The 22,668-nt window shown below is 63.2% G+C and carries 30 protein-coding genes; 28 read left to right on the top strand and 2 right to left on the bottom strand.

What is annotated here, in order from left to right:
- Positions 1-4 precede the first annotated feature (4 nt).
- The 3 genes from ACVZTU_RS05735 (at position 5) to ACVZTU_RS05745 (ending at position 3,157) form a co-directional block, all read left to right on the top strand.
- Positions 5-721, top strand: a complete 717-nt coding sequence (locus ACVZTU_RS05735) for a response regulator transcription factor (protein ID WP_139468560.1) — start codon at positions 5-7, stop codon at positions 719-721.
- On the top strand, positions 718-2,253 hold the full coding sequence (locus tag ACVZTU_RS05740) for a sensor histidine kinase (protein WP_139468559.1): 1,536 nt from the start codon (positions 718-720) through the stop codon (positions 2,251-2,253). The genes ACVZTU_RS05735 and ACVZTU_RS05740 overlap by 4 nt, the downstream gene beginning before the upstream one ends.
- Before the next feature lie 91 nt (positions 2,254-2,344).
- Positions 2,345-3,157 (top strand): hypothetical protein, encoded by an 813-nt coding sequence (locus ACVZTU_RS05745; protein WP_446655861.1) that lies wholly within the window; start codon positions 2,345-2,347, stop codon positions 3,155-3,157.
- A 98-nt stretch (positions 3,158-3,255) separates the two neighbouring features.
- Here the strand turns inward: ACVZTU_RS05745 and katG are convergent, their stop codons facing one another.
- The gene (gene katG / locus ACVZTU_RS05750; protein WP_139468557.1) at positions 3,256-5,463 is read right to left on the bottom strand and encodes a catalase/peroxidase HPI; all 2,208 of its coding nucleotides are present in this window, start codon (positions 5,461-5,463) and stop codon (positions 3,256-3,258) included.
- A gap of 120 nt (positions 5,464-5,583) precedes the next feature.
- On the bottom strand, positions 5,584-6,060 hold the full coding sequence (locus ACVZTU_RS05755) for a Fur family transcriptional regulator (RefSeq protein ID WP_482401567.1): 477 nt from the start codon (positions 6,058-6,060) through the stop codon (positions 5,584-5,586).
- 556 nt (positions 6,061-6,616) lie between these two features.
- Here ACVZTU_RS05755 and rpsL point away from each other — a divergent pair.
- The 25 genes from rpsL to secY all read left to right on the top strand — a co-directional run bounded on the left by rpsL (position 6,617) and on the right by secY (position 22,628).
- The gene (gene rpsL / locus ACVZTU_RS05760) at positions 6,617-6,991 is read left to right on the top strand and encodes a 30S ribosomal protein S12 (protein ID WP_025777935.1); all 375 of its coding nucleotides are present in this window, start codon (positions 6,617-6,619) and stop codon (positions 6,989-6,991) included.
- Positions 6,991-7,461 carry a 30S ribosomal protein S7 gene (rpsG, locus tag ACVZTU_RS05765; protein ID WP_039206341.1) on the top strand — a complete coding sequence of 157 codons (471 nt, stop codon included), beginning with the start codon at positions 6,991-6,993 and terminating at the stop codon, positions 7,459-7,461. The genes rpsL and rpsG overlap by 1 nt, the downstream gene beginning before the upstream one ends.
- Before the next feature lie 99 nt (positions 7,462-7,560).
- On the top strand, positions 7,561-9,666 hold the full coding sequence (fusA, locus tag ACVZTU_RS05770) for an elongation factor G (protein WP_139468555.1): 2,106 nt from the start codon (positions 7,561-7,563) through the stop codon (positions 9,664-9,666).
- Between the two features lie 116 nt (positions 9,667-9,782).
- On the top strand, positions 9,783-10,976 hold the full coding sequence (gene tuf / locus ACVZTU_RS05775; protein WP_139468554.1) for an elongation factor Tu: 1,194 nt from the start codon (positions 9,783-9,785) through the stop codon (positions 10,974-10,976).
- 511 nt (positions 10,977-11,487) lie between these two features.
- Positions 11,488-11,796 carry a 30S ribosomal protein S10 gene (gene rpsJ, locus ACVZTU_RS05780; RefSeq protein ID WP_009379191.1) on the top strand — a complete coding sequence of 103 codons (309 nt, stop codon included), beginning with the start codon at positions 11,488-11,490 and terminating at the stop codon, positions 11,794-11,796.
- A gap of 11 nt (positions 11,797-11,807) precedes the next feature.
- On the top strand, positions 11,808-12,482 hold the full coding sequence (rplC, locus tag ACVZTU_RS05785) for a 50S ribosomal protein L3 (RefSeq protein ID WP_101546942.1): 675 nt from the start codon (positions 11,808-11,810) through the stop codon (positions 12,480-12,482).
- A gap of 5 nt (positions 12,483-12,487) precedes the next feature.
- A complete protein-coding gene (gene rplD, locus ACVZTU_RS05790) occupies positions 12,488-13,141 on the top strand; it encodes a 50S ribosomal protein L4 (protein ID WP_139468553.1) in 654 nt (217 codons plus the stop codon).
- Positions 13,138-13,437 (top strand): 50S ribosomal protein L23, encoded by a 300-nt coding sequence (gene rplW, locus ACVZTU_RS05795; protein ID WP_025777929.1) that lies wholly within the window; start codon positions 13,138-13,140, stop codon positions 13,435-13,437. The genes rplD and rplW overlap by 4 nt, the downstream gene beginning before the upstream one ends.
- Positions 13,438-13,467: 30 nt before the next feature.
- Positions 13,468-14,304, top strand: a complete 837-nt coding sequence (gene rplB / locus ACVZTU_RS05800; RefSeq protein WP_025777928.1) for a 50S ribosomal protein L2 — start codon at positions 13,468-13,470, stop codon at positions 14,302-14,304.
- 15 nt (positions 14,305-14,319) lie between these two features.
- Positions 14,320-14,601: a 30S ribosomal protein S19 gene (gene rpsS, locus ACVZTU_RS05805; protein WP_025777927.1), complete on the top strand. Its 282-nt coding sequence runs from the start codon at positions 14,320-14,322 to the stop codon at positions 14,599-14,601.
- 42 nt (positions 14,602-14,643) lie between these two features.
- Entirely contained in the window at positions 14,644-15,030 is a 387-nt protein-coding gene (rplV, locus tag ACVZTU_RS05810; protein ID WP_025777926.1) for a 50S ribosomal protein L22, read from the top strand.
- On the top strand, positions 15,030-15,845 hold the full coding sequence (rpsC, locus tag ACVZTU_RS05815; protein ID WP_139468552.1) for a 30S ribosomal protein S3: 816 nt from the start codon (positions 15,030-15,032) through the stop codon (positions 15,843-15,845). The genes rplV and rpsC overlap by 1 nt, the downstream gene beginning before the upstream one ends.
- A gap of 3 nt (positions 15,846-15,848) precedes the next feature.
- Positions 15,849-16,265: a 50S ribosomal protein L16 gene (gene rplP, locus ACVZTU_RS05820; protein WP_025777924.1), complete on the top strand. Its 417-nt coding sequence runs from the start codon at positions 15,849-15,851 to the stop codon at positions 16,263-16,265.
- A 2-nt stretch (positions 16,266-16,267) separates the two neighbouring features.
- A complete protein-coding gene (rpmC, locus tag ACVZTU_RS05825; protein ID WP_025777923.1) occupies positions 16,268-16,519 on the top strand; it encodes a 50S ribosomal protein L29 in 252 nt (83 codons plus the stop codon).
- The gene (gene rpsQ / locus ACVZTU_RS05830) at positions 16,519-16,806 is read left to right on the top strand and encodes a 30S ribosomal protein S17 (protein ID WP_139468551.1); all 288 of its coding nucleotides are present in this window, start codon (positions 16,519-16,521) and stop codon (positions 16,804-16,806) included. Before rpmC ends, rpsQ begins: the two co-directional genes overlap by 1 nt.
- A gap of 144 nt (positions 16,807-16,950) precedes the next feature.
- Positions 16,951-17,319 carry a 50S ribosomal protein L14 gene (gene rplN / locus ACVZTU_RS05835; RefSeq protein WP_025777921.1) on the top strand — a complete coding sequence of 123 codons (369 nt, stop codon included), beginning with the start codon at positions 16,951-16,953 and terminating at the stop codon, positions 17,317-17,319.
- A 2-nt stretch (positions 17,320-17,321) separates the two neighbouring features.
- Positions 17,322-17,690 carry a 50S ribosomal protein L24 gene (gene rplX, locus ACVZTU_RS05840; RefSeq protein ID WP_139468550.1) on the top strand — a complete coding sequence of 123 codons (369 nt, stop codon included), beginning with the start codon at positions 17,322-17,324 and terminating at the stop codon, positions 17,688-17,690.
- On the top strand, positions 17,690-18,259 hold the full coding sequence (gene rplE, locus ACVZTU_RS05845) for a 50S ribosomal protein L5 (protein ID WP_039206325.1): 570 nt from the start codon (positions 17,690-17,692) through the stop codon (positions 18,257-18,259). The genes rplX and rplE overlap by 1 nt, the downstream gene beginning before the upstream one ends.
- A gap of 67 nt (positions 18,260-18,326) precedes the next feature.
- Complete coding sequence (rpsH, locus tag ACVZTU_RS05850) at positions 18,327-18,725, top strand: 30S ribosomal protein S8 (RefSeq protein WP_025777918.1); 399 nt, start codon at positions 18,327-18,329, stop codon at positions 18,723-18,725.
- Between the two features lie 17 nt (positions 18,726-18,742).
- The gene (gene rplF / locus ACVZTU_RS05855; RefSeq protein WP_025777917.1) at positions 18,743-19,279 is read left to right on the top strand and encodes a 50S ribosomal protein L6; all 537 of its coding nucleotides are present in this window, start codon (positions 18,743-18,745) and stop codon (positions 19,277-19,279) included.
- Between the two features lie 2 nt (positions 19,280-19,281).
- Positions 19,282-19,662 (top strand): 50S ribosomal protein L18, encoded by a 381-nt coding sequence (gene rplR, locus ACVZTU_RS05860; protein WP_092015640.1) that lies wholly within the window; start codon positions 19,282-19,284, stop codon positions 19,660-19,662.
- Complete coding sequence (gene rpsE / locus ACVZTU_RS05865) at positions 19,659-20,342, top strand: 30S ribosomal protein S5 (RefSeq protein ID WP_216657189.1); 684 nt, start codon at positions 19,659-19,661, stop codon at positions 20,340-20,342. Before rplR ends, rpsE begins: the two co-directional genes overlap by 4 nt.
- On the top strand, positions 20,342-20,524 hold the full coding sequence (gene rpmD, locus ACVZTU_RS05870; RefSeq protein WP_025777914.1) for a 50S ribosomal protein L30: 183 nt from the start codon (positions 20,342-20,344) through the stop codon (positions 20,522-20,524). Before rpsE ends, rpmD begins: the two co-directional genes overlap by 1 nt.
- A gap of 1 nt (position 20,525) precedes the next feature.
- Positions 20,526-20,978, top strand: coding sequence for a 50S ribosomal protein L15 (gene rplO / locus ACVZTU_RS05875; protein WP_101546948.1), 453 nt, complete (start codon positions 20,526-20,528; stop codon positions 20,976-20,978).
- A 348-nt stretch (positions 20,979-21,326) separates the two neighbouring features.
- A complete protein-coding gene (gene secY, locus ACVZTU_RS05880) occupies positions 21,327-22,628 on the top strand; it encodes a preprotein translocase subunit SecY (RefSeq protein WP_139468549.1) in 1,302 nt (433 codons plus the stop codon).
- The last annotated feature ends 40 nt before the right edge of the window (positions 22,629-22,668 follow it).

The following is a 22,668-nucleotide window of genomic DNA, read 5'->3' on the forward strand; positions in this document are numbered from 1 at the left end:
AGCTATGAACCCGACAGCGAATCCGCCGGCGCGCATCCTCATCGTCGACGACGAGGCGAACCTCTCCGAGCTCCTCGTCATGGCCTGCCACGTCAGAGGTTGGGAAGCCGAGGGAGTCGGCACCGGCCGCGAGGCCGTGGCGCTGGCCAGGAGCGAACGCTTCGACGCGATCGTCCTCGACGTCATGCTGCCCGACCTTGACGGGTTCGCCGTGATCGAGAAGATCCGAGCCGAGGGCATCGACACTCCGGTGGTCTTCCTCTCTGCCAGAGACGAGGTCGATGACCGGCTGACGGGTCTGCGGCTGGGCGGGGACGACTACGTGACGAAGCCGTTCAACCTCGATGAGGTCATCGCCCGGATCGAGGTGCGCCTGCGCCGGGGGGCCTCGAACGGTCCGGTCGATGAGGATGATGTGCTGCGCGTGGGTGACCTCGAACTCGACGAACGCTCCCACGAGGTCACCCGCGCCGGTCATCCGATCGAGCTGACGGCTCGCGAATACGAGGTGCTGCTGCTGTTCATGCGCAATCCGCGGGTGGTGCTGTCGAAGGCCCAGATCCTCGACCGCGTGTGGGACTACGACTTCGGCGGCAACGGCAACATCGTCGAACTCTACGTCTCCTATCTGCGGAAGAAGATCGACGCGCCGTTCCCGGACCTGCCGAACCTGTTCCACACGAAGCGCGGGGCCGGCTACATAATGCGGGCGGAACAGTGACTCTGCGTCGCTGGCGGCTGCAGACGAGGCTCATCGTCCTCGCCGGTCTCGTCCTCCTCCTCGTCGGCGCCGGAATCGGCACCGCCTCCTGGCTGAGCGTGCGCGGATCTCTGATGACCGACCTCGACGCCCAGCTGACGTCGATGACCTCGCATGCACGCTCGGGTGACGGCCCCGGTGCGGGCCCCGGGACGAGCGGCAATCCGGGCACCTCCGGTGGGGGCGACGACTCGGTGGCGGCGGTCGATTCGGCTCTGCGCTATCTCTTCCAGCCGGGGGTCGGCGACGGAGCTCTCGTCGTCGTCGATTCCGGCGACGGGGGAGAGGGGCTCATCGCCGAGGCGGGGCTGACCCGTCCGCGCTCTTTGTCCGCCGAAGCGATCGATGCCCTGCTCGACGTCGATGCTCACGGCGGCGAATCCGCCCATGAGTCCGTGCGGGTGCCCGGGTTCGGCGCCTACCGGGTCGTGGCCTTCGATGACGGCGCAACCACCACCGTCTACGGTGTCCCGCAGGGCAGCGTGGACTCCGCGCTCGAACGCACCGCCTGGACGACCGCGTTCGTCGTCCTCATCGGCGTCATCGCCACGGCTGCGCTCATGGCGGTGATCATCCACCGCCAGCTGCGGGACCTGCGCGACGTCGCCCGCACTGCCAGGGAGGTCGCCGACCTGGAGCTGAGCGCCGGCAAACCCGAGCTCGCGCTGCGGGTTCCCGCCGAGCTGGCGGTGCCGGGCACGGAGGTCGGCGATGTGGGAGCCTCGGTCAATCGGATGCTCGACCACGTCGGCTCCGCCCTCGAAGAGCGCTACCGCGGCACGGAGCAGATGCGCCGCTTCGTCGCCGACGCCTCCCATGAGCTGCGCACTCCGATCGCGACGATCCGCGGCTGGGCCGACCTCACCCGCCCGTACCGTGATGATCTGCCCGCCGAGGTGGCCACCTCCTTGGGCAAGATCGATTCAGGAGCGATGCGGATGTCCTCCCTCGTCGATGATCTCCTCCTCCTCGCCCGACTCGAAGCCGGCCGCCAGCCGACGAGGGAGGACACCGTCGACGTCTCCTCCCTGCTCGTCGAACTCGTCGAGGACGCCCATGTGGTCAATCCCGACCATTCGATCTCCCTCGATGTTCCCCCGGAGGCCCTCGAGGTGCGCGGAGCAGCCGATCAGGTCCGTCGGGTCGTGTCGATCGTGCTCACCAACGCCTGTGTGCACACGCCCCCGGGCACCAGCGTGCACGTCGAGGCACTGGCGGCCCGGAAGCCGGTCTCCGGGCAGCTGCCCAGCGATGTCGTGGCGATCCGCATCAGCGACGACGGTGGGGGCATTCCGCCCGAGATCCGGGACCGGGTCTTCGACCGCTTCGTGCGTGGAGACCCCTCGCGGGCACGGCAGGACGGAGCCAAGGGAGGTTCCTCGGGGCTGGGACTGTCGATCGCCGCCGGACTCGTCGAACTCATGCGCGGCGGCATCTCGATGTCGACCACGGACGCTGGTACGAGCTTCGAGCTGCGCCTGCCTGCCGCCTGAGGCGAGTCGCACAGGTTGGCCACAGGCACGACTGGGAGGGGCTACAGCGAGTCGGCGGAGAGTGGAATCACCGACAACCAGAGGAGATTCCATGACCGAGAACCAGAACCCCGACCAGAACCCCGATCCGGACCGCAACCACGCGGAGAACACAGCGTCGGGCCCGAACGCCGCAGACAGCACCCGTAGGGTCGAAGCTCAGGAGGGCACGGCAGGACCTCATGCCGGACCCAACTGGGCGATGCAATCGGATCCGGGAGTCCAGGGCAGGGCGAACGAATGGGGCGAGCAGACGACCCGCTCGGCACCCGATCCGCGGGCCGGAAGCCCGGAGGGACAGCGGCCGTGGGTGAACCCCTATGACCGGTCCGCTCCGATCGCCCAGTCCGGCGGTTCCGAGGGACCACGTAAGCAGAAGCGACGCGTCCCGCTCATCCCCGCAGTGCTCGCCGGATCGGCTCTCTTCGTCGTCGGCGGTCTCGCCGGAGGAGCGATCGGTGCATCGGCGGCTATGGCGACGAACGATTCGGGGACGAGTCAGGGGCCGGGAGGCCAGAACGGACCCGGTGGAATGGGCGGCCAACAGGGCGGTGCTCAGGATGGCGGCGGACAGTCGAATGGCGGCGGAATGCCCGGAGGACAATCGAACGGCGGAGGCATGCCCGGCGGACAGGCCAACGGAATGCAGGGTAATCAGAGCGGCAGCGCCGACTCCGGGAGCTCCTCTGACGGATCCAGCTCTGACGGATCCAGCTCGGACGGCAGCGCCTCTGACTCCGACGGATCGGACGCAAGCGCTGGCACCACGTCGGCGGACACCGACGAGACGACGATCGAGAACGCAGCCGTCACGCACTTCGACCGGATCTTCACCGGATTCGCCGTCCTCAACCGGGAGGAGTGAACGCTGTCTGATATCGGCGCAGCAAAGACGATGCCCCCACCGATCGGTGGGGGCATCGTCATGCTGACGCGTCGGTCACCTCGGTGACCGTCGCCGGATCAGCGCTTGAGGTCGAAGCGGTCGGCTTCGACGAGCTTCGTCCAGGCCTTGACGAAGTCGGCGACGAACTTCTCGTTCGCGTCATCCGAGCCGTAGACCTCGGCGATCGCACGCAGTTCGGAGTTCGCTCCGAACAGGAGGTCGATCCGGCTGCCGGTCCACAGCTTCTCGCCCTCGGGGGAGAAGCACTCGTAGACATTGGCCGTCTCTGACGGTCCGACGGGCTTCCAGACGTTGCCGAGGTCGAGCAGATTGACGAAGAAGTCGTTCGTCAGCTCGCCGGGGCGATCGGTGAAGACACCGAGCTCGGAATCTTCGTAGTTCGCACCGAGGACGCGGAGCCCGCCGATGAGGACCGTGAGCTCCGGCGGGGTGAGACCCAGCAGGCTGGCCTTGTCGAGCAGGAGGTACTCGGCCTTGAGCGGAAGTCCCTCGGTGAGGTAGTTGCGGAAACCGTCGTGGGTCGGCTCGAGGTAGCCGAACGAGTCGACATCGGTCTGCTCCTGGGTGGCGTCGCCGCGTCCGGTGGAGACCGGAACCGTGATCGAGTGACCGGCCGCCGCGGCAGCGGTCTCGACGCCGACAGCACCGGCGATCGCCAGCACATCGGCAAACGATGCGCCGGTGGACTCGGCGATGCCCTCGAGCACGGGAAGCACCTCGGCGAGCTTGGCAGGCTCATTGGCCTCCCAGCTGCGCTGCGGTTCGAGACGGAGACGACCTCCGTTGACGCCGCCGCGCATGTCCGAGACGCGGTGCGACGAGGCCGCGGCCCATGTCGTCGACACGAGCTGCGAGACGGTCAACCCGGACTCGCGGACGGCGGACTTGACGGCTTCGAGGCCGGCGTCATCGAGCGGGGTGCCGGCCGGAACCGGGTCCTGCCAGATGAGCTCTTCGCTCGGAGCTTCGGGGCCGAGGTAACGGGTCGCCGGGCCCATATCGCGGTGGGTGAGCTTGAACCAGGCGCGAGCGAAAGCATCTTCGAACGCTTTCTGGTCGTCCTTGAAGCGGCGCGAGATCTTCTCGTACGCCGGGTCGAAGCGCAGCGACAGGTCGGTCGTGAGCATACGGGGCTCGCGACGTCCGTCGCCCTGGGCCATGGGGACCATATCGTCCCCGCCGCCGTCTTTGGGACGCCACTGCAGGTGTCCGCCTTCGTTCTCGAAGACCTCCCACTCGTAGGCGAAGAGAATGTGGAAGAACTCGTTGTCCCAGCGGGTCGGGTGGTAGGTCCACGTGACCTCGATGCCCGAGCCGATGGAGTCGTTGCCCTGCCCCGTGCCGAAATCGGACTTCCAGCCCAGGCCCTGCTCTTCGAGCGGAGCGGCTTCCGGGTCGGCTCCCTTGTGCGATTCGGGACCGGCACCGTGCGTCTTGCCGAAGGTGTGTCCGCCTGCGATGAGGGCGACGGTCTCCTCGTCGTTCATGGCCATGCGTCCGAAGGTCTCGCGGATGTCGATCGCGGCCTTGACCGGATCGGGTTCGCCCTCGGGGCCCTCGGGGTTGACGTAGATGAGGCCCATGGTCGTCGCCGCCAGGGGCTTCTGCAGCTCACGGTTGCCCACGTAGCGCTTGTCGGTGCCCAGCCATTCGGTCTCGGAGCCCCAGTACACATCATTGTCGGGTTCCCAGACGTCCTTGCGTCCGCCGGCGAAGCCGAAGGTCTTGAAGCCCATCGACTCGAGCGCGACGTTGCCGGCGAGGATGAAGAGGTCGGCCCAGGAGATCTTCTTGCCGTACTTCTTCTTCACCGGCCACAGCAGACGGCGAGCCTTGTCGAGCGAGACATTGTCGGGCCAGGAGTTCAGAGGTGCGAAGCGCTGCTGACCCTCGCCGCCGCCTCCGCGGCCGTCCTGCACGCGGTAGGTGCCGGCCGAGTGCCAGGCCATGCGGATCATGAACGGACCGTAGTGTCCGAAATCAGCGGACCACCAGTCCTGGTTGTCCTTCTGCAGGGCTTCGATGTCGGCCTTGAGCTGGAAGTAGTCGAGGCTGTTGAACTCCGCGTCGTAGTCGAAGTCAGGGTCCATGGGGTCGCGTGCCGGCTGACCCTTGGCGAGGATCTTGAGGTTGAGGCGGTTCGGCCACCACTGAGCGTTGGCATCACCCTGGACGGGGTTGACCAGCTGGTCGGAATCCGGCGCCGCGGCCGGCTCCGTGGAAGTGTGGGCGACCGGGCAGCCGCCGGTGGTCGTCTGGGTCATCGTGTTCCTTTCACAGTCGAGTCGCGTTCGACGACTCGGATGACGGGATGGGCAACCCTCGCAGAAAGGGCATAGTCGTGTCCTCGAAAGAGGACGGGTGGTGGTGAACGGAAGCCGGGGTCACACGGCCGAGAACTGATCGTCGCCGGTCAGCTGAGCACCGGAGGCCGTGCAGTCGGGGCACAGGCCCCAGAATGTCACTTCGGCCTGATCGATGACGAAGCCGGCATCGTGGGACGGCGTCAGGCACGGAGCCTGACCGATCGTGCAGTCGACATCGACGATGAGACTGCATGACCGGCACACCAGATGATGGTGATTGTCCCCGATCCGGCGCTCGTACCGAGCCACCGAGCCCGAAGGCTTGATGCAGCGGAGGAGCCCTACCTCGGTGAGAGTGTGGAGCGAGTCATAGACAGCCTGGTGGGAGACCGCCGGCAGCGATTCCCGCACCGAGCGGATCACGGTCTCGGTATCCGCATGCGGGTGATCCCGCACGGCATCGAGGACTGCGACCCGCTGTTTCGTCACACGCAGCGACGTCTGCCGCAGAGCTGCGGCGGCGTCTTCGTCGTGTTCATGCTTCGTCCCGTTCACAGCACCAGAATGCCTGCTTCTCTTGAACGAGTCAAGGAAAGTGATGACAGGTTCTCGCCGAGGCGGCCGTCGGGTCGCGCTGCGGGTGCCGGTGTCCGGGTGGTGCGGTTCGACGGCAGTTGAGGAACATCACGTGGTTCTGAGTCGTCCGAGGTGAGAGGCGTGATCCTCGGGGTGAACCATCTGGAGCGTGATTTCCGCGGCAGGGCGGGGTAGGATGCATGATCGCCATTTTGACCAGACGTGCTCGAGAGAGATATTCTGGTAGGCGACTGATTGTGTTATCTGCGTCGTCGATCGATCCTGCCGGGTGTTCTGTGAGGCCCGGAATCCTTGAGAGAAGTCGTCGCTGCAGGCCGCCGAGAAGTCGTCGCTGCGCTTCCGTGTCCTTGCGACACACCCGGGCGCAGGGGTCGATGACTCGCGTGGTTACTGGCATCGGGAGCCAAGCTTCACCCGGTGTCCGGTCGGATATGTCCCACGGTTCACAGAGACGACTGCGGTCGTGGCCGGAATTGGGAATTAGGTCTATCGAGAAGCAAATGGAGAACGCTTAGTGCCGACTATCCAACAGCTCGTCCGCAAGGGACGGCATGTCAATACAGCAGGATCGGACGCTCCTGCCCTCAAGGGCAGCCCGCAGCGTCGTGGAGTGTGCACCCGTGTGTACACCACTACCCCCAAGAAGCCGAACTCGGCTCTTCGCAAGGTCGCTCGTGTCAAGCTTTCGAGCCAGATCGAAGTGACCGCATACATCCCGGGCGAGGGACACAACCTGCAGGAGCACTCGATCGTGCTCGTGCGCGGTGGCCGCGTCAAGGATCTGCCCGGTGTTCGCTACCGGATCGTCCGCGGTTCGCTCGACACCCAGGGTGTCAAGGGTCGCCAGCAGGCCCGCAGCAAGTACGGTGCGAAGAGGGAGAAGAAGTAATGCCACGTAAAGGTCCTGCACCCAAGCGACCGATCGTCGTTGACCCGGTCTTCAGCTCACCGCTCGTCACGCAGCTGATCAACAAGATCCTGCTCGACGGCAAGCGCTCGACCGCAGAGCGGATCGTCTACGGTGCCCTCGAAGGCACCCGCGAGAAGAACGGCAACGACCCCGTTGTCAACCTGAAGAAGGCTCTCGACAACATCCGTCCGTCCCTCGAGGTCCGCTCCCGCCGTGTCGGCGGCGCGACCTACCAGGTGCCGATTGATGTTCGTCCGGCTCGTTCGACCACCCTGGCTCTGCGGTGGCTCGTGGGATACTCCCGCCAGCGCCGTGAGAAGACCATGACCGAACGACTCATGAATGAGATCCTGGACGCCGGCAACGGCCTCGGCGCAGCAGTCAAGCGCCGCGAGGACACTCACAAGATGGCCGAGTCCAACAAGGCCTTCGCCCACTACCGCTGGTAATCGCCTGCCCTGTGCGCCGGTCGGCGGACCTCGTCCGCGAGTTCTGTCGTCCGGCAGCGCAGGGGAGTCGAGCAAATCATCGATTGAGAGAGAGACACCGTGGCACTTGACGTGCTCAGCGACCTGAACAAGGTCCGTAATATCGGCATCATGGCCCACATCGATGCCGGTAAGACAACTACGACCGAACGCATCCTCTTCTACACCGGCGTGAACTACAAGATGGGCGAGACCCACGACGGCGCCGGCACCATGGACTGGATGGACCAGGAGAAGGAACGCGGAATCACGATCACGTCGGCCGCGACGACCTGCTACTGGCACGATAATCAGATCAACATCATCGACACCCCCGGTCACGTTGACTTCACGGTCGAGGTCGAGCGTTCGCTGCGCGTCCTCGACGGCGCTGTCGCTGTGTTCGACGGCAAGGAGGGCGTTGAGCCCCAGTCCGAGACCGTGTGGCGTCAGGCCGACAAGTACGACGTTCCGCGCGTCTGCTTCGTCAACAAGATGGACAAGCTCGGTGCTGACTTCTACTTCACCGTCGACACCATCAAGGAACGTCTCGGCGCGAAGCCGCTGGTCATTCAGCTGCCGATCGGTGCCGAAAGCGACTTCGCCGGTATCGTCGACCTGCTTGAGATGAAGGCCTATATCTGGCCCGATGAGACCAAGATGGGTCAGGACATCACCGAGATCGAGATCCCCGAGGATCTCAAGGACAAGGCTGTTCAGTACCGTGCGCAGCTCGTCGAGGACGTCGCCGAGAGCTCGGAGGAGCTCATGGAGAAGTACCTCGAGGGCGAAGAGCTCACGACGGCTGACGTCAAGGCCGGTATCCGCGAACTCGTCATCAAGTCCGAGGCCTTCCCGGTCATGTGCGGTTCCGCGTACAAGAACAAGGGCGTGCAGCCCATGCTCGACGCGGTCATCGACTACCTCCCGTCGCCGCTCGACGTGCCTCCGATGATCGGACACAACCCGAACAACGATGAAGAGGAACTGACCCGCAAGCCTTCGACGGACGAGCCGTTCTCGGCTCTGGCCTTCAAGGTCGCCTCGCACCCGTTCTTCGGATCGCTGACCTACGTGCGCGTGTACTCCGGTCACGTCAAGTCCGGTGATCAGGTGCTCAACACCTCGTCGGGCAAGAAGGAGCGCATCGGGAAGCTCTTCCAGATGCACTCCAACAAGGAGAACCCTGTCGAAGAGGCATTCGCAGGTCACATCTACGCCTTTATCGGTCTCAAGGAGACCACGACGGGCGATACCCTGAGCGACCCGGCGAACCCGATCGCTCTCGAATCGATGACCTTCCCGGAGCCTGTGATCTCCGTGGCCATCGAGCCGAAGACCAAGGGCGACCAGGAGAAGCTGTCCTCGGCCATCCAGAAGTTCGTCAAGGAAGACCCGACATACCAGGTCGAGCTTGACGACGAGACCGGCCAGACCGTCATCCGCGGAATGGGCGAGCTGCACCTCGACATCCTCGTCGACCGCATGCGTCGCGAGTTCAAGGTCGAGGCGAACGTCGGCAAGCCGCAGGTCGCCTACCGTGAGACCATCCGTCGCACTGTCGAGAAGTACGATTACACCCACAAGAAGCAGACGGGTGGATCGGGACAGTTCGCGAAGGTTCAGGTCACCTTCGAGCCCCTCGAGGTCGAAGGCGATACGATTTACGAGTTCGAGAATGCCATCACGGGCGGACGCGTTCCGCGCGAGTACATTCCGAGCGTCGACGCCGGCATCCAGGACGCCATGCAGTTCGGTGCCCTCGCCGGTTACCCCATGGTGGGAGTCAAGGCCACTCTGGTCGACGGCGCCTACCACGATGTCGACTCTTCGGAGATGGCATTCAAGATCGCCGGCTCGATGGTCTTCAAGGAGGCTGTCCAGCGGGCGAACCCGGTTCTTCTCGAACCGGTCATGGACGTCGAGGTGCGTACCCCTGAGGAATACATGGGTGACGTCATCGGCGACCTGAATTCCCGGCGTGGACAGATTCAGTCGATGGACGATGCTTCCGGTGTGAAGGTCGTCAAGGCTGTGGTCCCGCTCTCGGAGATGTTCGGTTACATCGGTGATCTGCGGTCGAAGACCCAGGGCCGTGCGGTGTACTCGATGACGTTCTCCAGCTATGCGGAGGTCCCGAAGGCTGTTGCCGAGGAGATCATCCAGAAGGTGCGCGGCGGAGAGTAATCTCCGAATTCCGGTCGCCCCGGTGATCAAGAACATGGTCGCCGGAATGAAAGATAACCAACAAAAGGTCTAAGATATGAACCGCATATCTTTTGACAACCACGAGGAGGAACCCAGTGGCAAAGGCTAGTTTCGAACGGACTAAGCCGCACGTCAACATCGGCACCATCGGCCACGTTGACCACGGAAAGACCACCCTGACCGCTGCGATCACCAAGGTCCTGGCGGATCAGTACCCGGATCTCAACGAGGCTCGCGCCTTCGACCAGGTCGACAACGCACCTGAGGAGAAGGAGCGCGGCATCACCATCAACGTCTCGCACGTTGAGTACCAGACGGAGAAGCGTCACTACGCTCACGTCGATGCCCCGGGTCACGCCGACTACGTGAAGAACATGATCACCGGTGCCGCTCAGATGGACGGTGCGATCCTCGTCGTTGCCGCCACCGACGGCCCGATGCCCCAGACCCGTGAGCACGTGCTGCTCGCTCGTCAGGTCGGCGTTCCCTACATCGTCGTGGCTCTGAACAAGTCCGACATGGTCGATGACGAAGAGCTCCTCGAGCTCGTCGAATTCGAGGTTCGCGATCTGCTCTCCAGTCAGGAATTCGACGGAGACAACGCTCCTGTCGTCCCGGTGTCCGCTCTCAAGGCGCTGGAAGGCGACGAGAAGTGGGTCAAGAGCGTTCAGGAACTCATGGAAGCCGTCGACGAGAACGTTCCCGAGCCGGAGCGCGATGTCGACAAGCCGTTCCTCATGCCTGTTGAGGACGTCTTCACGATCACCGGTCGTGGAACCGTCGTCACCGGTCGTGTCGAGCGCGGCGTCCTCCTGCCGAACGACGAAATCGAAATCGTCGGCATCAAGGAGAAGTCGTCCAAGACGACCGTCACCGCCATCGAGATGTTCCGCAAGACCCTGCCGGATGCCCGTGCAGGTGAGAACGTCGGTCTGCTTCTGCGCGGCACCAAGCGCGAAGACGTGGAGCGCGGTCAGGTCATCGTGAAGCCGGGTTCGATCACCCCGCACACCAAGTTCGAAGCTCAGGTCTACATCCTGAGCAAGGACGAGGGCGGACGTCACAACCCGTTCTACTCGAACTACCGTCCGCAGTTCTACTTCCGTACCACGGACGTCACCGGCGTCATCACGCTGCCTGAGGGCACCGAGATGGTCATGCCCGGCGACAACACCGACATGTCGGTCGAGCTCATCCAGCCGATCGCTATGGAGGACGGCCTCCGCTTCGCTATCCGCGAGGGTGGACGCACCGTCGGCGCCGGTCGAGTCACCAAGATCAACGCCTGATCTGACTCACTGAGTACCACCGGCTAGGGCCGCAGTTCTTCGGAACTGCGGCCCTTCCGCATGTTCGGACCGTAACAGCCGAGCACCGGTAGGATGATGCAGTTTGGGGAAGTTCCGCAGCGCCGTCAGAATGGGGACCGGCATGATTCGGGTTCGCGCCGTCCTTGAGAGTTCCCTCACAGCCACCGTCCCCGGAATTGCGCGGGTGAAGTGCTCTATGACAAGATAGTGAAGTTGCGTTTTGGGCGTTGACCCCTGCACTGCGGTAGTGATACCGCGAACAGCCTGAAACACTATCGGATCGATGAATCTGCATGATGCGGGTTCGGACCGAGCAGCCAATGAGTAGAAGCGCCGTCGGCGCTTGGGGGAGAAGTGAGAATTTCTCCGCCAGGATCAGCCGACACGCCCGACCTCGGGGGTCGGTCATGGTCAGCCGGCACAGACGGCAGAGAGTCTCCGACACTCTGCGAGTTGATGGCCGGAAGCAACTAAAGAAAGAGACGACGCCATGGCGGGACAGAAGATCCGCATTCGGCTCAAGTCGTACGACCACGCTGTGATTGACAGTGCTGCACGCAAGATCGTGGACACCGTCACTCGCGCAGGTGCGACTGTTGTGGGCCCCGTGCCGTTGCCAACGGAGAAGAACGTTTACTGCGTCATCCGTTCGCCGCACAAATACAAGGACAGCCGTGAGCATTTCGAGATGCGCACGCACAAGCGTCTGATCGACATCGTCGACCCGACGCCGAAGGCAGTCGATTCGCTGATGCGTCTCGACCTCGCTGACGACGTCAACATCGAGATCAAGCTCTAAGGGAGGCAGCAATGGCGAACACTCGTTCATCCGCTCTCCCGACCACCCGCAAGGTCAAGGGCCTTCTGGGAACCAAGCTGGGCATGACCCAGGTCTGGGATGAGCAGAACAACCTCGTGCCGGTGACCGTGGTGGCCACCGGTAACAACGTCGTAACCCAGGTCCGCAACGAGGAAACCGATGGTTACCCCGCTGTGCAGATCGCGTTCGGCGAGATCGATCCTCGCAAGGTCAACAAGCCGACTGCAGGCCACTTCGAGAAGGCCGGTGTGACCCCACGCCGTCACCTCGTCGAGCTGCGCACTGCAGATGCTGCTGACTACGCGCTCGGCCAGGAACTCGGCGTCGACACGTTCGAAGCCGGACTCAAGGTTGATGTGACCGCGAAGACCAAGGGCAAGGGAACCGCCGGTGTCATGAAGCGTCACGGCTTCTCCGGTGTCGGTGCCTCCCACGGTCAGCACCGCAACCATCGCAAGCCAGGTTCGATCGGCGGAGCCGCGACACCTGGTCGCGTGTTCAAGGGTATGCGCATGGCCGGCCGTATGGGCGCTGTCAAGCACACCACCCAGAACCTCACGATCCACGCCGTGGACAACGAGAACAACTTCCTGCTCATCAAGGGCGCCGTTCCCGGCCCCAAGGGTGGAGTCGTCCTCGTTCGCTCGGCCGCGAAGGAGGCCTGAACGTCATGACTGATGTCAAGACAGTCGACGTCATCGATGCCGCTGGTGCCAAGGCCGGCTCCGTTGATCTGCCCGCCGAGGTCTTCGGTGTGCCGACCAATGTGCCCCTGATCCACCAGGTCGTCGTTGCACAGCTGGCTGCGGCCCGTCAGGGTACGCACAAGACGAAGACCCGCTCCGAAGTTCGCGGTGGCGGTCGCAAGCCCTACCGTCAGAAGGGAACCGGCAACGCCCGTCAGGGTTCGATCCGCGCTCCCCAGTACAACGGCGGTGGAATCGTGCACGGGCCGGTCCCGCGCGACTACTCGCAGCGGACCCCCAAGAAGATGAAGGCCGCCGCTCTGCGCGGAGCCCTGTCGGATCGTGCACGCCTCGATCAGGTCTTCGTGATGAAGAACCTGGTCACCGGCGACGCCCCGTCGACCAAGCAGGCGAAGGCCGCACTGGCCGGTCTGTCCGAACGCAAGAACACCCTCGTGGTGCTCGATCGTGACGACGAGCTCACCTACCTGAGCGTGCGCAATCTGCCCCACGTCCACGTGCTCACCGCCGATCAGCTCAACACCTATGATGTGCTGCTCGCCGACGACATCGTGTTCACCGAGGCAGCTCTTGCCGCGTTCCTGAGCGGAAACCGCAAATCGGAGGACGCATCATGAGTCTGAACTTCAAGGACCCGCGCGACATCATCGTCGCACCGGTCGTCTCGGAGAAGACCTACAGCCTGATGGACGAAGGCAAGTACACCTTCCTCGTCGACCAGGACTCGAACAAAACCGAGATCAAGCAAGCCATTGAAACGATCTTCGATGTGCAGGTCGCCAAGGTCAACACCCTGAACCGTCAGGGCAAGCGCCGCCGCACCCGCACCGGTTGGGGAAAGCGCAAGGACACCAAGCGTGCCATTGTCGCCCTCAAGGACGGATCGATCGACATCTTCGGTGGATCGCTCTAAGCGATCCTTCGTCAAAGAAGGACAAGACTCATGGGAATCCGTAAGCACAAGCCGACGACCCCGGGCCGCCGTGGCTCGTCGGTCGCCGACTTCGTCGAAGTGACCCGGTCTACACCGGAGAAGTCGCTTCTGCGCCCGCTGCCCAAGCGCGGCGGCCGCAACAGCCAGGGACGCGTGACCACCCGCCATCAGGGCGGCGGTCACAAGCGTCAGTACCGTGTCATCGACTTCCGCCGCCATGACAAAGATGGCGTTCCGGCGAAGGTCGCACACATCGAATATGACCCGAACCGTACGGCTCGCATCGCTCTGCTGCACTATGCAGACGGAGAGAAGCGCTACATCATCGCCCCGCAGAACCTCAAGCAGGGCGCACAGGTGGAAGCCGGTCCGGGTGCAGACATCAAGCCGGGCAACAACCTTGCCCTGCGCAATATCCCAGTCGGCACCGTGGTGCACGCAGTTGAAATGCGTCCCGGTGGCGGTGCCAAGATCGCTCGCTCTGCCGGTTCGTCCGTGCAGCTCGTGGCGAAGTACGGCCGTTTCGCACAGCTGCGGATGCCTTCGGGCGAGATCCGCAACGTCGATGCGCGCTGCCGTGCGACGATCGGCGAGGTCGGCAATGCCGAGCAGTCGAACATCAGCTGGGGCAAAGCAGGCCGCATGCGTTGGAAGGGCAAGCGCCCGACCGTCCGCGGTGTCGTGATGAACCCGATCGACCACCCGCATGGTGGTGGCGAGGGCCGTACTTCGGGTGGTCGTCACCCAGTCAGCCCGTGGGGTCAGTTGGAGGGCCGCACACGCCGGCCGAACAAAGAGAGCGACAAGTACATCGTGCGCCGTCGCCGGACCGGCAAGAAGCGCTGATTGGAGTACTGACTTATGCCTCGTAGCCTCAAAAAGGGTCCTTTCGTCGACGAACACCTCTTCCAGAAGGTGGCTCGTCAGAACGAGAAGAACACCAAAAATGTCATCAAAACATGGTCTCGTCGCTCGATGATCATCCCGGACTTCCTGGGACACACCATCGCAGTACATGACGGACGCAAGCATGTCCCCGTCTTCATCACTGAGTCGATGGTCGGACACAAGCTCGGCGAGTTCGCACCGACACGGACGTTCCGTGGCCACGAAAAGGACGATCGCAAGGGTCGCCGCCGCTGAGGCGGGGCACTCTTTCGATCCTAGAGAAGAGAGAAGGAAGCGATGGAAGCCAAGGCTAAGGCGCGGTACCTGCGCGTTACGCCTCGCAAGGCTCGGCGCGTCATCGACCTCATTCGTGGTCAGCAGGCGACCGAAGCACTTGCAGTGTTGAAGTTTGCAGAACAGTCGGCATCAGATCCGATTTACAAGCTCGTGGCCTCCGGCATCGCCAATGCGCGTGTCCGGGCCGACGAGGAAGGCGTTGCGTTCGACGAGAACGAACTGGTCATCTCCGAAGCCTTCGTGGACGAGGGGCCGACCATGAAGCGGTTCCGTCCGCGTGCCCAGGGTCGCGCTTTTCGCATTGAGAAGCGCACCAGCCACGTGACAGTGGTCCTGGCCAGCGGTGACGACCTGCCTCAGCGCAAGAGCCGGAAGGGGAACCGTTAATGGGCCAGAAGATCAATCCGAATGGATTCCGACTCGGAATCACCACGGATCACAAGTCGAAGTGGTTCGCTGACTCGACCAAGCCGGGGCAGCGCTACCGCGACTACGTGCTCGAAGATGTCAAGATCCGCCAGATGATGAACACCGGCCTCGAACGGGCCGGCATCTCGAAGGTCAACATCGAGCGCACGCGTGACCGTGTCCGTGTCGACATCCACACCGCACGCCCGGGCATCGTCATCGGCCGTCGCGGAGCCGAAGCAGACCGCATCCGCGGTCAGCTCGAAAAGCTCACCGGCAAGCAGATTCAGCTCAATATCCTTGAGGTGAAGAACCCCGAGGTCGACGCTCAGCTCGTCGCCCAGGGTGTTGCCGAGCAGCTCGCCAGCCGCGTGGCCTTCCGCCGCGCGATGCGCAAGGCGATCCAGAGCGCCCAGCGCGCAGGTGCCAAGGGCATCCGCGTTCAGTGCTCGGGCCGCCTCGGCGGTGCTGAGATGAGCCGGTCCGAGTTCTACCGCGAAGGTCGTGTGCCGCTGCACACCCTGCGCGCGAACATCGACTTCGGCGTTCACGAAGCCCACACCACTTTCGGACGCATCGGCGTCAAGGTGTGGATCTACAAGGGCGACATGACCGACAAGGAGCTTGCCGCCGAGCAGGCCAAGGCTCCTGCTGCTCGTGGCCCGCGTGGCCGTGGGCGCGGTCGTGGAGGCCGCGGACGTGGTCAGGAAGGCGCACCGCGCCGTGGCGACCAGGCCCGTAATACTGAGAACAGCGCCGAAGCCCCCGCGGCTGAGGCCGGATCGGAGGGCTGAGAAATGCTGATCCCTCGTCGAGTGAAATTCCGCAAGCAGCACCACCCCAACCGGGGCGGCGCCGCCAAGGGAGGCACGACGGTGTCCTTCGGTGACTACGGCATCCAGGCTCTCGAGCCGGCTTACGTCACCAACCGTCAGATCGAGGCCGCACGTATTGCCATGACCCGCTACATCAAGCGCGGCGGCAAGGTGTGGATCAACATCTACCCTGATCACCCGCTGACGAAGAAGCCTGCCGAAACCCGCATGGGTTCCGGTAAGGGTTCGCCGGAGTGGTGGATCGCCAATGTCAAACCCGGTCGAGTCATGTTCGAACTCGGCGGTGTGTCCGAGGAAGTTGCTCGCGAGGCTCTGCGCCTGGCGATCCATAAGCTTCCGCTGAAGGCCCGTATCGTGGCCCGCGAAGGTGGTGAGTGAGAATGGCTATCGGTTCGAAGAACCTTTCCATCGACGCGCTTGACGGTTACGACAACGAGCGTCTGCAGGAAGAGCTCAAGAAGGCCAAGGCCGAGCTGTTCAACCTGCGTTTCCAGTCGGCCACCGGCCAGCTGGAGAGCCACGGTCGCCTCAAGGCCGTGCGTCGCGACATCGCTCGTATCTACACCGTGCTCAACGAACGGGAGCTGGACATCCGTCCGAACCCCGCTGATGCCAAGGAAGAGAGCAAGTGATGGCGGAGACCACGAACACCGAGTCCACTGCTGCGGAACGCAACTCCCGCAAGACCGCACGTGGCTACGTCGTATCCGACAAGATGGACAAGACCATCGTCGTCGAGGTTGAGGAGCGCATGAAGCACCGCCTCTACGGCAAGGTCATGCGCAAGTCGGTCAAGTACAAGGTTCACGACGAAGAGAACACCGCCGGCATCGGCGACCTCGTCCTCGTGGCCGAGACGCGGCCCCTTTCGGCCGCGAAGCGTTGGCGGCTCGTCGAAATCGTCGAACGCGCCAAGTAGTCAACGCCACCCCACCCACCCGGTCCCGCCCGCGGCCTCCTGCAGGCCGTGGGCGGCTACCGGGAACGGGGTGAAATGTCAATGAATCCGTTCCGCAAGGCTCGCGCTCAGGCGTGAGAACCAGCGCGACGACAGGAGAAAATAGTGATTCAGCAAGAGTCGCGACTCAAAGTCGCCGACAACACTGGCGCCAAGCAGATCCTGGCAATCAGGATCCTGGGTGGCTCCGGTCGGCGCTACGCCTCGATCGGTGACACCATCGTGGCTACCGTCAAGGATGCAATCCCTGGCGGCAATGTGAAGAAGGGTGACGTCGTCAAGGCCGTCATCGTTCGCACTGCCAAGGAACGTCGTCGTCCCGACGGCTCCTACATCAAGTTCGATGAGAATGCAGCTGTCATCCTCAAGAACGATGAGGAACCACGCGGAACCCGTATCTTCGGGCCCGTGGGACGCGAACTCCGCGACAAGAAGTTCATGAAGATCGTCTCCCTGGCACCGGAGGTGTTGTGAGCATGGCGAACAAGCTCAAGATCAAGAAGGGCGACCTCGTCCAGGTCATCGCCGGCGCTCGGCAGTCCCGTGGTGGCGATCGTGGCAAGCAGGGCAAGGTTCTTGCCGTCTACCCCGAACGCAACCGCGTCCTCGTTGAGGGCGTCAACCGCGTGATCAAGCACAAGAAGGCTACGCAGACTCAGGCCGGCGGCACCGCTGGTGGCCGTGAGACCCACGAAGCCCCCATCCACGTGTCCAACGTGGCGCTCGTTGATCCCAAGGACAACAAGCCCACCCGCGTCGGATACCGCGAAGAGAGCGTCGAGCGCGACGGTCGCACCAAGACCGTTCGGGTTCGCATCTCGCGTCGCACCGGGGAGGAGATCTGATGACGGAAACAACCACCAGCCGTCCCGCACCGCGTCTCAAGCAGATTTACCGCGAAGAGATCGTTGCGAAGCTGCAGGAAGAGTTCAACTACGCCAACCCCATGCAGGTTCCCGGACTGACCAAGGTCGTCGTGAACATGGGTGTGGGTGACGCAGCACGCGATTCCAAGATGATCGAAGGCGCGATCAACGACCTGACTCTGATCACCGGTCAGAAGCCTGTCGTGACCCGTGCCCGCAAGTCCATCGCACAGTTCAAGCTGCGCGAAGGTCAGCCCATCGGCGCCCACGTCACCATGCGTGGAGCCCGGATGTGGGAGTTCATCGACCGCGTCATCACTCTGGCACTGCCGCGTATCCGCGACTTCCGCGGACTCTCGGATCGTCAGTTCGACGGAAACGGTAACTACACCTTCGGCCTCACCGAACAGTCCATGTTCCACGAGATCGATCAGGACCGGATCGACCGCGTCCGCGGTATGGATATCACCGTCGTCACCACCGCGGCAACCGACGACGAGGGACGTGCACTGCTGCGTCACCTCGGGTTCCCGTTCAAACAAAAATAATCGCTACGTTGCAGGTCCAAACACAGTACGTGGGCGGAAACCGTAACGAGGAAGGGCAAGTGCCCAAATGACAATGACTGATCCAGTCGCAGACATGCTTACGCGTCTGCGCAACGCCAACTCGGCTTATCACGAGGACGTCAGTATGCCGTTCTCGAAGCTCAAGTCGAACATCGCCGAGATCCTCAAGACCGAGGGCTACATCACCGGCTGGAGCGTCGAAGACGCCGAAGTCGGCAAGACTCTGCTCCTGGACCTGAAGTTCGGACCCAACCGGGAACGTTCGATCGCCGGCCTGCGCCGTGTGTCGAAGCCGGGACTGCGCGTCTACGCGAAGTCCACGAACCTGCCCAAGGTTCTCGGCGGCCTCGGCATCGCCATCCTGTCGACCTCGTCAGGCCTCCTGACGGACCGTCAGGCCGCCAAGAAGGGTGTGGGTGGGGAAGTCCTCGCCTACGTCTGGTAAAGGAAGGAGAGAAGAACATGTCACGTATTGGCAAGAACCCGATCTCCGTTCCCAGCGGCGTCGAGGTCAAGGTCGACGGCCAGGATGTCGCCGTCAAGGGACCTAAGGGCGAGCTGTCCGTCACCATCGCCGAGCCGATCACCGTATCGCTCGAAGACGGTGTCATCACGGTTGCCCGTCCGGACGAAGAGCGCGAATCGCGTTCTCTGCACGGACTGTCCCGCACGCTCATCAACAACATGATCGTCGGTGTGACCGATGGCTACTCCAAGGCCCTCGAGATCGTCGGAACCGGTTACCGTGTCCTGGCCAAGGGATCGAACCTCGAGTTCGCCCTCGGCTACAGCCACCCGATCGTCGTCGAACCGCCGGAGGGAATCTCCTTCAGCGTCGACGGTCAGACCAAGGTTGCTGTCCACGGAATCGACAAGCAGCTCGTCGGTGAGACCGCTGCCAACATCCGGAAGCTGCGCAAGCCCGAGCCTTATAAGGGCAAGGGTGTGCGCTACGCCGGCGAAATCGTCCGTCGCAAGGTCGGAAAGGCTGGTAAGTAACGATGGCCTTTGGCAAGAAGGAAAGCTACGGCAAAGGCAGGGCAGCTGCTCGCAAGCGTCGTCACGCTCGACTGCGCAAGCATGTCAGCGGCACGACCGAGCGCCCTCGCCTCTCAGTGACTCGCTCCACGCGCCACGTCTTCGTCCAGGTCATCGACGACACCGTCGGCAAGACCCTGGTCTCGGCCTCCACCATGGAAGCCGACCTGCGGACATTCGAAGGCGATAAGACCGGCAAAGCCCGCAAGGTGGGCGAGCTGGTTGCTCAGCGCGCCAAGGACGCCGGAATCGATTCCGTCGTCTTCGACCGTGGAGGCAATGCCTACCACGGCCGTGTGCAGGCAATCGCCGAAGGTGCCCGTGAAGGAGGATTGGCCCTATGAGCACTGAAGAGAACAAGGAACAGCAGGCAACTGCTGAGACCCGCACCGACAACAGCGGTGACCGTTCCTCCCGTGGCCGCGGCCAGGGTGGACAGGGCGGTCAGGGTCGCGGACGCGGCGAAGGCCGTGGACGCGGTGGTCGCAACGACCGTGAAGACAAGAACCAGTTCATCGAACACGTCATCACGATCAACCGCGTGTCGAAGGTCGTCAAGGGTGGACGTCGGTTCTCCTTCACGGCTCTCGTCGTGGTCGGTGACGGCGACGGCATGGTCGGCATGGGCTACGGCAAGGCGAAGGAAGTTCCTGCCGCCATCGCCAAGGGTGTCGAGGAAGCGAAGAAGAACTTCTTCCGCGTTCCCCGCATCCAGAAGACCATTCCGCACCCTATCCAGGGCGAGGAAGCCGCAGGCGTCGTCCTGCTGCGTCCGGCCGCTCCGGGTACCGGTGTCATCGCCGGTGGACCCGTTCGTGCGGTCCTCGATGCGGCAGGCGTCCAGGACGTCCTGTCCAAGTCGCTGGGCTCGGCGAACGCGATCAACATCGTGCACGCTGCGATCGCCGCGCTGAAGGGCCTTGAGCGTCCGGAAGAGGTCGCGGCTCGCCGTGGCCTGCCCGTCGACGAAGTTGCTCCGCACGCACTGCTGCGAGCAGCTGCTGAAAGTGGGGCGAAGTCCTGATGGCAAAGCTCAAGATTACTCAGCGCAAGTCCGCAATCGGATACCGTCAGAGCCAGCGTGACACGCTGCGTTCGCTCGGTCTCAAGCGGACCAACGACGTTGTGGTGCAGGAAGATCGCCCCGAGATCCGGGGAATGATCAACGCTGTCCGCCACATCGTGACTGTGGAAGAGGTCGATTGATATGTCGAACAACGACTCGCTGAAGCTGCACGATCTGCGCCCTGCTCCCGGAGCCAAGACCGCCAAGACCCGTGTCGGTCGTGGTGAGGCTTCGAAGGGTAAGACCGCCGGACGCGGAACCAAGGGCACGAAGGCCCGCTACCAGGTTCCGCACGGCTTCGAGGGCGGCCAGACCCCGATGCACATGCGTCTGCCCAAGCTGCGTGGATTCAAGAACCCCGCCAAGGTGGAGTTCCAGGTTGTCAACCTCGACAAGCTGTCCAGCCTGTTCCCCGAGGGCGGAGACGTCACCGTCGCCGATCTCGTGGAGAAGGGCGCTGTGCGTGCAAAGCAGCCCGTCAAGGTTCTCGGCACCGGTGAGATCACCGTTGCCCTGAACATCACTGCAGACAAGTTCTCCGGCTCCGCAGCCGAGAAGATCAAGGCTGCAGGCGGAAGCACCAACGAGGCCTGATCCGTTCCACTCGGAACGGATTCCCGGCTTCAACGCTGGTCAAAGGGGGCGGTCACTTCGGTGGCCGCCCCCTTCTGCATCCCTGAACGCCGGCGGCGGTGGTCCGCATACCAGGCCGAGACCGGCCAGACGCCCTCTCGAACACCGCGTGAAACCGCTCCGATGCGATCTCAACCCCTGTCTGAAACCGCTCTTCGACCGCCTCGAACACAGGTTGCGCCGAGTCGCCGCGGGGCTTCGCCGGTTTCGGCCTGGAGGGCATACCCTGGTAGTCTTTTGCAGGTATTTGTCTCAATCGCCAGGTCGCGACCACGACTCTGACTTTTCATCCCCCAACGAGGAGGACGCTTGATCGGCGCAATCCGGAGGGCCTTCAGAACGCCCGACCTGAGGAAGAAACTCCTCTTCACCCTGGGCATTCTTGTCATCTTCCGACTCGGCTCGTTCATTCCTTCGCCTGGAATCGACTACACCAAGGTGCAGGAGTGCGTGGCTTCGCCTCAGCTCAATGAGGGCGGATTCGCCATGATCAACCTCTTCAGCGGCGGCGCGCTGCTGCAGCTGTCGATCTTCGCCCTGGGCATCATGCCGTATATCACCGCGAGCATCATCGTCCAGCTGCTGCGAGTGGTCATTCCTCGCTTCGAAGCCCTCCATAAGGAAGGTGCCTCTGGCCAGGCGAAGCTGACTCAGTACACTCGCTACCTCACCATCGGCCTCGCGATCCTCAACTCGACGACCCTCGTGGCGACCGTGCGCTCCGGTGCACTGTTCGGCGACGTCCAGAACTGCCAGGATCTCATCGCCAACGACACTTGGTGGGGCATTGCCGTCCTCGTCCTCACCCTGACCGCAGGAACCGGCCTGATCATGTGGCTGGGCGAGCAGATCACCGAACACGGTGTGGGCAACGGAATGTCGCTGCTCATCTTCACGTCCGTCGCTTCTGCCTTCCCGTCCTCGCTCGGTGCGATCTTCCGCGAGCAGGGTGTCGACATCTTCATCATCGTCATGGCCGTCGGACTCGTCCTCATCGCCCTCGTCGTCTTCGTCGAGCAGTCGCAGCGCAGGATCCCCGTCCAGTACGCCAAGCGCATGGTGGGACGTCGGATGTTCGGCGGAACGTCGACCTACATCCCGATCAAGGTGAATATGGCCGGTGTCATCCCCGTCATCTTCGCCTCTTCGGTGCTCTACCTGCCGAGTCTGATCTCGCAGTTCTTCGACCCCGAATCCAAGGCAGTCGAATGGATCAACACCTACTTCACCCGCGGTGACCATCCTCTCTACATCACCGTGTATGCGCTGCTGACGATCTTCTTCGCCTACTTCTACGTAGCGATCACCTTCAACCCTGAAGAGGTTGCGGACAATATGAAGAAGTACGGCGGCTTCATCCCGGGTATCCGTGCCGGTCGCCCGACCGCCGAGTACCTCAGCTACGTACTCAGCCGCATCAACTTCCCCGGCTCGCTCTACCTGGCTTTCGTCGCCCTCATTCCGCTGATCGCTCTGGTTCTCATCAACGCCAATCAGAACTTCCCGTTCGGCGGCACCTCACTGCTGATCGTCGTCGGCGTCGGCCTCGAAACGGTCAAGCAGATCGACGCGCAGATGCAGCAGCGCCACTACGAGGGTCTGCTGCGCTGATTCGACCGGACGCTGACGTTCAGCGGACATTCCATTGGAA

Source organism: Brevibacterium sp. OS20, from assembly GCF_056837565.1.

What these genes read in the sequence shown, in the direction of transcription:
- ACVZTU_RS05735 (WP_139468560.1), top strand. Translation starts at nt 5, where the DNA reads ATGAACCCGACAGCGAATCCGCCGGCGCGCATCCTCATCGTCGACGAC.
- ACVZTU_RS05745 (WP_446655861.1), top strand. Translation starts at nt 2,345, where the DNA reads ATGACCGAGAACCAGAACCCCGACCAGAACCCCGATCCGGACCGCAAC.
- katG (WP_139468557.1), bottom strand. Translation starts at nt 5,463, where the DNA reads ATGACCCAGACGACCACCGGCGGCTGCCCGGTCGCCCACACTTCCACG.
- rpsG (WP_039206341.1), top strand. Translation starts at nt 6,991, where the DNA reads ATGCCACGTAAAGGTCCTGCACCCAAGCGACCGATCGTCGTTGACCCG.
- rpsJ (WP_009379191.1), top strand. Translation starts at nt 11,488, where the DNA reads ATGGCGGGACAGAAGATCCGCATTCGGCTCAAGTCGTACGACCACGCT.
- rplC (WP_101546942.1), top strand. Translation starts at nt 11,808, where the DNA reads ATGGCGAACACTCGTTCATCCGCTCTCCCGACCACCCGCAAGGTCAAG.
- rplD (WP_139468553.1), top strand. Translation starts at nt 12,488, where the DNA reads ATGACTGATGTCAAGACAGTCGACGTCATCGATGCCGCTGGTGCCAAG.
- rplW (WP_025777929.1), top strand. Translation starts at nt 13,138, where the DNA reads ATGAGTCTGAACTTCAAGGACCCGCGCGACATCATCGTCGCACCGGTC.
- rplB (WP_025777928.1), top strand. Translation starts at nt 13,468, where the DNA reads ATGGGAATCCGTAAGCACAAGCCGACGACCCCGGGCCGCCGTGGCTCG.
- rpsS (WP_025777927.1), top strand. Translation starts at nt 14,320, where the DNA reads ATGCCTCGTAGCCTCAAAAAGGGTCCTTTCGTCGACGAACACCTCTTC.
- rplV (WP_025777926.1), top strand. Translation starts at nt 14,644, where the DNA reads ATGGAAGCCAAGGCTAAGGCGCGGTACCTGCGCGTTACGCCTCGCAAG.
- rpsC (WP_139468552.1), top strand. Translation starts at nt 15,030, where the DNA reads ATGGGCCAGAAGATCAATCCGAATGGATTCCGACTCGGAATCACCACG.
- rplP (WP_025777924.1), top strand. Translation starts at nt 15,849, where the DNA reads ATGCTGATCCCTCGTCGAGTGAAATTCCGCAAGCAGCACCACCCCAAC.
- rpmC (WP_025777923.1), top strand. Translation starts at nt 16,268, where the DNA reads ATGGCTATCGGTTCGAAGAACCTTTCCATCGACGCGCTTGACGGTTAC.
- rpsQ (WP_139468551.1), top strand. Translation starts at nt 16,519, where the DNA reads ATGGCGGAGACCACGAACACCGAGTCCACTGCTGCGGAACGCAACTCC.
- rplX (WP_139468550.1), top strand. Translation starts at nt 17,322, where the DNA reads ATGGCGAACAAGCTCAAGATCAAGAAGGGCGACCTCGTCCAGGTCATC.
- rplE (WP_039206325.1), top strand. Translation starts at nt 17,690, where the DNA reads ATGACGGAAACAACCACCAGCCGTCCCGCACCGCGTCTCAAGCAGATT.
- rpsH (WP_025777918.1), top strand. Translation starts at nt 18,327, where the DNA reads ATGACAATGACTGATCCAGTCGCAGACATGCTTACGCGTCTGCGCAAC.
- rplF (WP_025777917.1), top strand. Translation starts at nt 18,743, where the DNA reads ATGTCACGTATTGGCAAGAACCCGATCTCCGTTCCCAGCGGCGTCGAG.
- rplR (WP_092015640.1), top strand. Translation starts at nt 19,282, where the DNA reads ATGGCCTTTGGCAAGAAGGAAAGCTACGGCAAAGGCAGGGCAGCTGCT.
- rpsE (WP_216657189.1), top strand. Translation starts at nt 19,659, where the DNA reads ATGAGCACTGAAGAGAACAAGGAACAGCAGGCAACTGCTGAGACCCGC.
- rpmD (WP_025777914.1), top strand. Translation starts at nt 20,342, where the DNA reads ATGGCAAAGCTCAAGATTACTCAGCGCAAGTCCGCAATCGGATACCGT.
- rplO (WP_101546948.1), top strand. Translation starts at nt 20,526, where the DNA reads ATGTCGAACAACGACTCGCTGAAGCTGCACGATCTGCGCCCTGCTCCC.